Here is a 7,998-nt window from a genome sequence, read left to right on the forward strand (position 1 = left end):
GTCGTGCGCACCGCCTATGCCTTGCGTCCCGAAGGTATCAACTGGCCCAAACATCCGGATGGACGCCCCAGCTTCCGTCTGGAACAACTGACCGCTGCCAACGGCATCGCGCATGAAGCCGCGCATGATGCCTTGTCCGACGTACGCGCCACCATTGCGCTGGCGCGCCTGATCCGCGACCGGCAACCCAAGCTGTTCGACTTCTGTTTTGCCCTGCACAAGAAAGACCGGGTGGCGACGGAAATCGGCCTGCCCTTGCGTCGCCCTTTCCTGCACATTACCGGCATGTTCCCCGCCGAGCGCGGTTGCATCGGCATCGTCTGGCCACTGGCTGTGCATCCGACCAACAAGAATGAAGTCATCGTCTGGGATCTGGCCGCCGATCCGAGCGAGCTTGCCACGCTGGATGCCGAGACGATACGCACCCGCATGTTCAGCAAGGCGGATGCGCTGCCGGAAGGCATGAGCCGGCTACCGATCAAATCCATCCATCTGAACAAATCGCCGATCGTCATCAACAATCTGAAAACACTGTCGGCTGACATGACGGCGCAATGGGGGCTCGATGTTGCAGCGGCATTACGGCACGCAGAAATCGCCGCCACCACGCCGGACATGACGGCGATCTGGCAGGACGTATTCCACAGACCGCAAGAAGGTACGCCGGATGTAGACGAAGATCTGTATGGCGGTTTTGTCGGCAATAACGATAGACGCCTGCTGCAGGAGTTGCGTGCGCTGTCGCCGGAAGCACTGGCCAAGGCCACGCCGAGTTTTTCCGATGTTCGGCTGGAAGAGCTTTTCTGGCGCTACCGTGCGCGCAATTTTCCGCACACCCTGTCGGCCGAAGAAACCGAACGCTGGGAAGAACATCGTGCAGCGCGCCTGTTCGATGGCGATGGCGGCGCCCGCACCATCGAAGGTCTGTTTGCCGAAATCGACCAGCTATCCGAAACGACAGATGAGCGCGGCGAAGAAATTCTCGGCGCCCTGTACGACTATGCGGAAGCCATCGCGCCTGCGCGTGACTGATTATCCACATGTAGTCGCGCACCATCGCGCATGCTAATCTGAATACCGACCATCTATTTTTACCCCGGTTTTTACTGTGCGGAGCGCAAGATGAATCTTTCTTACTGGTGTGTACTGGCGGCAGGCGTGATGCCTGTAGTGACGATTGCCATTGCCAAGTGGGGCAAGCGCGACTTCGATAATGCCGAGCCGCGACGCTGGCTGGAAAAACAGGAGGGCGTGCGACGGCGTGCCGATGCTGCCCATCACAATCATTTTGAAGCCTTCCCGTTTTTTGCCGCCGGCGTACTGGTGGCACAGCAACTGAATGCACCGCAGGATACAATTAATATGCTGGCAGGCGCCTTTATTGTCATCCGCATCGCCTATACGCTGCTGTATCTGACGAATCGCGCCACGCTACGTTCCATCTCATGGACAATCGGCTATCTGTGCGTGATTGCACTTTTTTTAATCGCCGCATTCCACGGCGCCTGACAGGCGACGGAATGGCTGTATTTTTTATCACTTCTTACTGATTTTTATGTCTCACGATCAAACACTCCATTTGCTGCAAGACGCGCTGCATGCAATACGCCAGAATCGCCTTGCGATCGCTGACTTCTGCCAGACATGGCGCGCGCAAACTGCACTGCTGTCAGCCTTGCCGCCGCGTTATGCCGAAGTGATGGAAGATTTGCTGGGACGTCTGGAAGCCGGCAGTTTGTTTACCGAAGAAAGTTGCTCGTTCAGCCAGGTAGATCTGCTGGCGAATCTTGACCTGTGGCTGGACAAGGCACAGCAAACGCTGGCAAAAACAGCTTGAACGCCACGCATTTTCACTTCTTTAAAATATAAAAAATACCATGCAACAACTCGAATTTGAATTGAACGACGAATACGTCGAATTGAACCAGCTACTGAAACTGGTTGGCGTATGCGATAGCGGCGGCGCCGGCAAGATGCTGGTCGCCAGCGGCCAGGTCAAGGTCGATGGACAAACCGAATTGCGCAAAACCTGCAAGATACGCGCAGGCCAGATGGTCACCCTCGGTGACATCCGTATCAAGGTACACGCAGCAGCATAAGCTGCAACACACACTCTTTCAGCGCGAACCGTTCGCTACTGCCAGTTGAGAATGCTCTGGCAGCATTGCCGTCTGCTCATCGTGTGAGATGGCCATTGGCCGTTTTGGCAAGGTTCTCACGTTGTTGTGCGCAGCCTGCAAGGCTGGTTTTTCAGGACTGTGCTCATCGTTTGCCAGCTTGAATACGGCAACCGTCGCCGACAATGTGAGCGTTTGCTCGTGCATGCTTTCCGCCGCGGCCGCCGCTTCCTCGACCAGGGCGGCATTTTGCTGCGTAATGCCATCCATCTGGCCAAGCGCCTGGTTGATATGTTCAATACCACTCTGCTGCTCGGCGCTGGCCGCCGTGATTTCCGCCATGATGGTGGTAACGTGCGAAATCGATTGCACGATTTCATTCATCGTTTTGCCTGCCGCATTCACCTGCTTGCTGCCAGCCTCGACCTTCTCTACCGATTCCGCAATCAGCACCTTGATTTCTTTTGCCGCAACGGCACTACGCTGCGCGAGATGACGCACTTCCGCTGCAACGACAGCAAAACCACGACCCTGCTCACCCGCACGCGCCGCCTCGACTGCCGCATTCAAGGCCAGAATATTGGTTTGAAAGGCGATGCTGTCGACGACGCCGATAATATCGCTGATCTCCCTGGAAGACTGCTGGATCGCCTGCATGGTATCCACCACTTGCGACACGGCATTACCGCCCTGCTCGGCAATGCCGGAAGCAGTTTGTGCCAGACGATTGGCATGCTGTGCATGCGCGGCATTCTGTTTGACGGTACTGGTCAGTTCTTCCATCGCCGCCGATGTTTGCTCCAGTGAACTGGCTTGCTCTTCGGTGCGCGTTGACAGATTCAGGTTGCCGGTGGCGATTTCATTCGAGGCCTGTGCAATCCTATCGCTGCCCAGGCGCACTTGCGTAACCAGACGCGTGATCCCGTCGCTCATGTTGCCAAACGCGTTGAGCAACTGCGCAATTTCATCTTTCCCGCCTGATGTTATTTTTCGGCTCAGATCGCCGGATGTCGCACGCATGACAGCGGCGCCGAGACGCCGCACTTCCGTCGAAAACGATACATAGAATCCAAGCAGGAAATAAGCGGCGATCGCCATCGTCAAACATATCGCCAGCATGATCATGCTGCGATAAAAAGCAGCACTTTCCAGTCGAGCCTGCAATAAGTGATCGAGCAGATTTGCCGAAGTGGCTGCCGCTGCATACAGGCCATCGATGCCGGCATTGCCGGCTGCCACGAATTGATTACCCGAAGTTTGATCAACACTGCTCAACACTTCATTTTTTGCCCGATCCAGGTAGGCTACCGCAACCGGCACTGCAGCCAGCACCGGTGTCATTTGCTGCTTGAGTGCGGGGCTTTGATGCAGCAAGGTTTCTATCTTGCCGGGAATGCCGGACAGATCGCGTTGCGTCAGCAAAACGGTGGAGCCCAGCAATACTTCTTCATTCGCTTCCATCAAACCGCTATCGATATACGCCGCACCGCGCCCGGCCACCTCCGATAATCCTTCGGTGATTTGCGGAAAATCCCTGATAAACAGTTCGGCCAGATAGTAGCTGGCGGTTTCCGGATCATGCGTGAGATTAGTACGATCGGCGATCATCGTATTGAAGCGCATCAATTGCGTAATCAATGCAGTTTGTTCGTTATAGATTTTTCTGTCTTTGAGCGTCGATAGTTTTTCCTGCAATGCGATCCAGTTTTTCTGGATAGCATTCCACGCATCGCCGGCATACAGTGCAGGCTCTTCCTTGCGCATGGCATCGAAGAGAGCGATTTGTTCATTGATATTTTTTTGTAGCCCTTGCGCCTGCTGTTCGGCACCCGCATTACCCATGATGAACATATGCTGGTAGCTGCGATGCTGCTGAGCCAGCCGTATGATTTCCTGCATCTTGCGCACATGCTGGACACCCAGACGTTCCTGCTTCGTGAATGCGATCGATTTATCCAGCTCGCCCAGCAACAGCAGGGTTGCCAGCACCAGCGGCGTCATGAAAATAAGCGTCAAGACAATAAACTTCGGCAATAAACGCAAGCCTTGCATCAGTTTGACGGCAGGTGCCAGCAAGATATTTTTCATTTTTATACTTCCCATGGACAGCATGCTCCAACTGGTATCGAGGATAGGAAATCCTCTATAACGGCACGCTGGAATTTCTTTGGTGTAATTCTGGAGGGGAAATATGACAGGCTGATGAATCGCCTTTTAGCTGTCCGGCCTGTCCCTTGAAATACACCGCCTGGCCACCGGCATGGGACAATAGAGCCATGACACTTCATGAAAAACTGATATTTATCGATCTCGAAACCACAGGTGCAAACCTGATCAATGATCGCATCACGGAAATCGGCATCGTGACCGTCAGTGCCGATGGCCGCATTGAGCGCTGGTCGAGTTTTGTCAATCCAGGCCGGCCGATACCAGCTTTTATCCAGGATCTGACCGGCATCAGCGACAATATGGTCGCAGCAGCACCAACGTTTGAAGCACTGGCGGATACGGTGCGCGAACGTCTGGAGGGCGGATTATTTATTGCACATAATGCACGCTTCGATTACGGCTTTCTGCATCACGCACTCGCCCGTGCGGGACACGCTTTGTCCACGGACGTGCTGTGCACCGTCAAATTATCACGCAGGTTTTTTCCGGAAGAAAAAAGGCACAATCTGGATACGCTGATTGCGCGCCATGGCTTGATTCCCGAAGCACGTCACCGCGCATTGGCGGATGCGGATCTGTTATGGCAATTGTGGGAGAAACTGACTGCCAGCATGCCGCACGACATCTTCAGTCTGGCGGTCAAGGCTTTGCGCCAGCGACCGGCATTGCCACCGCTGCCAGATAGATAACAGGAATAAATCGACTATTTCTTATTACTTCGATTCAGGCAAGCAGATCATCATAACCAAAAAGAGAGAGACCACGCATGAGCAAACTCATCTATATCGCCGATCCCATGTGCTCATGGTGCTACGGTTTCGGGCCTGAACTGACAACACTTATCAATGGCATTCCGGATACGCCACTCGAGATCGTGCTTGGCGGTTTGCGTGCCTACAATCCGGACTTGATGGATGAAAAACTGAAAACCAGTCTTCTGGCGCATTGGGGGAAAGTCGGAGAAGCCAGCGGATTACCGTTTTCCAGAGATGCCTTGTCGCATCCGAACTTCATCTACGATACGGAACCTGCCTGCCGCGCCGTCGTTGCCGCACGCGTGCTCGCGCCGCATGCAACATTCGATGTATTCCGCGCCATTCAGCATGGATTTTATGCAGAAGGGTTGGATACAACGAAAGCGGATGTATTGGCAAAGATCAGCGTCGATGCATTGAACAAGGCGGGAATCAATATCGAATTCCAGGAATTTCTTGATGCGTGGTCGTCGGAAGAAGTAATCGCTGTCACCAATCAAGATTTTCAGCAGACGCAACGCTGGGGAGTAACAGGATTTCCAACGCTGGTATTTGAAAATGCAGGTGAACTGCATTTGGTGACATCCGGTTTCGTACGCACCGAGGCATTGGTCGAGCGCTTGCAGGCGCTGGTTGATCAAGCCAGCTGATCTATCAGACTATTAGCGATGCGTACCGGTATCGATAATCAGCTCCACATCAATACATGTGCTGACCACCATTGATGGCGATATTCGCGCCCGTCACAAACGCCGCTTCGTCGGATGCAAGATAGGCAACCAGACCGGCAATTTCTTCCGGCTTGCCCAGGCGACCCATGGGAATTTGCGGCACGATCTTGGTATCCAGTACCTCTTGCGGAATCGCCATCACCATCTTGGTACCGATATAGCCGGGTGAGATCGTATTCACCGTGACCGCCTTGCGCGCAACTTCCAGTGCCAGCGCCTTGGTGAAGCCATGCATGCCGGCCTTGGCGGCAGAGTAATTGGTTTGCCCGAAAGCACCCTTCTGCGCATTCACCGAAGAAATATTGATGATGCGCCCCCAGCCACGCTCGACCATGCCATCGCATACCGGTTTGGTCATATTGAAAACAGAATCCAGATTGGTACCCATGACAGCATCCCAATCCGGCTTTTCCATTTTCTTGAACGTCATATCGCGCGTGATGCCGGCATTGTTGACGAGTACATCAATAGCGCCGATTTCCTTTGTTATCAAGGCTACGCATTGTTGCGCTGAATCATAATCCGATACATCGCAGGGATAGGCGCGGAAATCGTAACCACTTGCCTTCATCGTCGCCAGCCACTCTCCAGCCGTAGTGTTGGAAGGCGAATACGTTGTGACCACCTGATATCCAAGCGCAGCAAGCTTGATGCAAATCGCTTCGCCCAAACCACCCATACCGCCGGTTACCAATGCAAGACGCGTCATTTCTCTTTTCCTTGCCTCATCTAATTTTATAATTCTCGCTAACTGCTTCCAGCGTTCTATCTCTAACGTTCTATCGCGAGTGCCACACCCATGCCGCCACCTATGCACAAACTTGCCAGGCCGCGCCTGGCATCGCGTCGTATCATTTCATGTAATAGCGTAACCAGAATACGGCAGCCGGATGCGCCTATCGGATGACCGATGGCGATGGCGCCGCCATTCACATTGATCTTGCTGGTATCCCAGCCCATTTCCCGATTCACCGCAATCGCCTGTGCAGCGAAAGCTTCATTGATCTCCATCAAATCAATATCCTGATGCGTCCATCCTGCCTTCTTCAGACATAAATGCGCTGCCGGCACCGGCCCCATTCCCATCATTGCCGGATCTACCCCAGCGGAAGAATATGCCTTGATGCGCGCTAATGGCTTGAGTCCAAGTTCAGCTGCTTTCTTTGCAGTCATCATGATCACTGCAGCCGCGCCATCATTAATACCGGAAGCGTTGCCTGCTGTCACTGTGCCGTCTTTTGAAAAAGCGGGACGCAATGCAGCAAGGGATTCCAGCGTAGTGCCTGGCTTGATGTATTCGTCCGCATCAACGATGACGACGCCTTTCTTGCCCGGGATTTCAAGCGGAATAATCTCATCCCTGAATTTCCCCCCATTCTGCGCAGCTTCCGCCTTGTGCTGCGAGGCCAAGGCAAATTCATCCTGCTCCTGGCGCGAAATGCCGAATTTCTTCGCAATGTTTTCCGCCGTTGTACCCATGTGATACTGGTTGTACACATCCCACAAGCCATCGACGATCATGGTGTCGAGCAGCTTTGCATCACCCATGCGAAAACCTTCGCGTGAGTTGGGCAATACGTGCGGCGATGCACTCATGTTTTCCTGCCCGCCTGCAATGATGATCTGCGCATCGCCACATTGGATGGCTTGCGCAGCAAGATGTGTCGCCTTCAAACCGCTGCCGCACACCTTATTGATGGTGAACGCCGGCACCATATCCGGCAAGCCGCCGCGTATCGATGCCTGTCGCGCAGGATTTTGCCCGCACCCTGCAGTCAGCACCTGGCCAAATATGACTTCGCTGACCGTATCCGCAGCGATGCCTGTACGCGACAATAAATTTTTGATGACATGTGCGCCCAGATCCGCAGCAGATATTTTTGCCAATGCTCCGCCGAATTTTCCAACTGCCGTGCGGCCGGCAGCAACGATAACGATTTCCTCCATTTAACTCTCCATAAGGAATGGCAACATTTCGATACGCCAGAAGATACAAGGAAATCGAATAGCCAAGAAACTGACGCGGTGATTTTCAGCTATTTAGCAGACACCTCTCAACGTATATAAAATTTATCAAAAGCGCAATGACTCGCTAACAAATCATTGAAAGTTGATTCAATAGCCTGCAGCTTATTGAAGAATATTTACTGGAGGGTGACAGAAGTGAAGCGGGAATTGTCGCTTTTCGACAGGAGCCGTAGGCAAAGGAGAAGAAGTGATTGCTGC

9 protein-coding genes are annotated in these 7,998 nt (G+C 53.4%); 6 read left to right on the forward strand and 3 right to left on the reverse strand.

The window, feature by feature from the left end:
- The 4 genes from sbcB to ABWP27_RS11180 all read left to right on the forward strand — a co-directional run.
- Positions 1-1,032, forward strand: a 1,032-nt coding sequence (gene sbcB / locus ABWP27_RS11165) for an exodeoxyribonuclease I (protein ID WP_353156711.1), incomplete at its 5' end; no start/stop codon positions are given.
- 90 nt (positions 1,033-1,122) lie between these two features.
- Entirely contained in the window at positions 1,123-1,509 is a 387-nt protein-coding gene (locus ABWP27_RS11170; RefSeq protein ID WP_353156713.1) for an MAPEG family protein, read from the forward strand.
- A 46-nt stretch (positions 1,510-1,555) separates the two neighbouring features.
- Positions 1,556-1,837 carry a hypothetical protein gene (locus ABWP27_RS11175; RefSeq protein ID WP_353156715.1) on the forward strand — a complete coding sequence of 94 codons (282 nt, stop codon included), beginning with the start codon at positions 1,556-1,558 and terminating at the stop codon, positions 1,835-1,837.
- Between the two features lie 40 nt (positions 1,838-1,877).
- Positions 1,878-2,099: an RNA-binding S4 domain-containing protein gene (locus tag ABWP27_RS11180; protein ID WP_353156717.1), complete on the forward strand. Its 222-nt coding sequence runs from the start codon at positions 1,878-1,880 to the stop codon at positions 2,097-2,099.
- 18 nt (positions 2,100-2,117) lie between these two features.
- On the opposite strand, the gene ABWP27_RS11185 is transcribed toward ABWP27_RS11180, so the two are convergent.
- Positions 2,118-4,205 (reverse strand): methyl-accepting chemotaxis protein, encoded by a 2,088-nt coding sequence (locus tag ABWP27_RS11185; RefSeq protein WP_353156720.1) that lies wholly within the window; start codon positions 4,203-4,205, stop codon positions 2,118-2,120.
- A 188-nt stretch (positions 4,206-4,393) separates the two neighbouring features.
- Here ABWP27_RS11185 and ABWP27_RS11190 point away from each other — a divergent pair, with 188 nt between their 5' ends.
- Both ABWP27_RS11190 and ABWP27_RS11195 read left to right on the forward strand, forming a co-directional pair.
- Positions 4,394-4,975 (forward strand): 3'-5' exonuclease, encoded by a 582-nt coding sequence (locus tag ABWP27_RS11190; protein WP_353156723.1) that lies wholly within the window; start codon positions 4,394-4,396, stop codon positions 4,973-4,975.
- A gap of 77 nt (positions 4,976-5,052) precedes the next feature.
- The gene (locus ABWP27_RS11195) at positions 5,053-5,691 is read left to right on the forward strand and encodes a DsbA family protein (RefSeq protein ID WP_353156726.1); all 639 of its coding nucleotides are present in this window, start codon (positions 5,053-5,055) and stop codon (positions 5,689-5,691) included.
- 49 nt (positions 5,692-5,740) lie between these two features.
- Here ABWP27_RS11195 and phbB read toward each other — a convergent pair whose 3' ends face one another.
- Together phbB and ABWP27_RS11205 are read right to left on the reverse strand one after the other, a co-directional pair.
- On the reverse strand, positions 5,741-6,481 hold the full coding sequence (gene phbB / locus ABWP27_RS11200; RefSeq protein ID WP_353156729.1) for an acetoacetyl-CoA reductase: 741 nt from the start codon (positions 6,479-6,481) through the stop codon (positions 5,741-5,743).
- Between the two features lie 62 nt (positions 6,482-6,543).
- Complete coding sequence (locus ABWP27_RS11205; RefSeq protein WP_353156732.1) at positions 6,544-7,719, reverse strand: acetyl-CoA C-acetyltransferase; 1,176 nt, start codon at positions 7,717-7,719, stop codon at positions 6,544-6,546.
- Positions 7,720-7,998 lie beyond the last annotated feature (279 nt).

Source organism: Herminiimonas fonticola, assembly GCF_040395855.1.
Lineage (GTDB): Bacteria > Pseudomonadota > Gammaproteobacteria > Burkholderiales > Burkholderiaceae_D > Oxalicibacterium > Oxalicibacterium fonticola_A.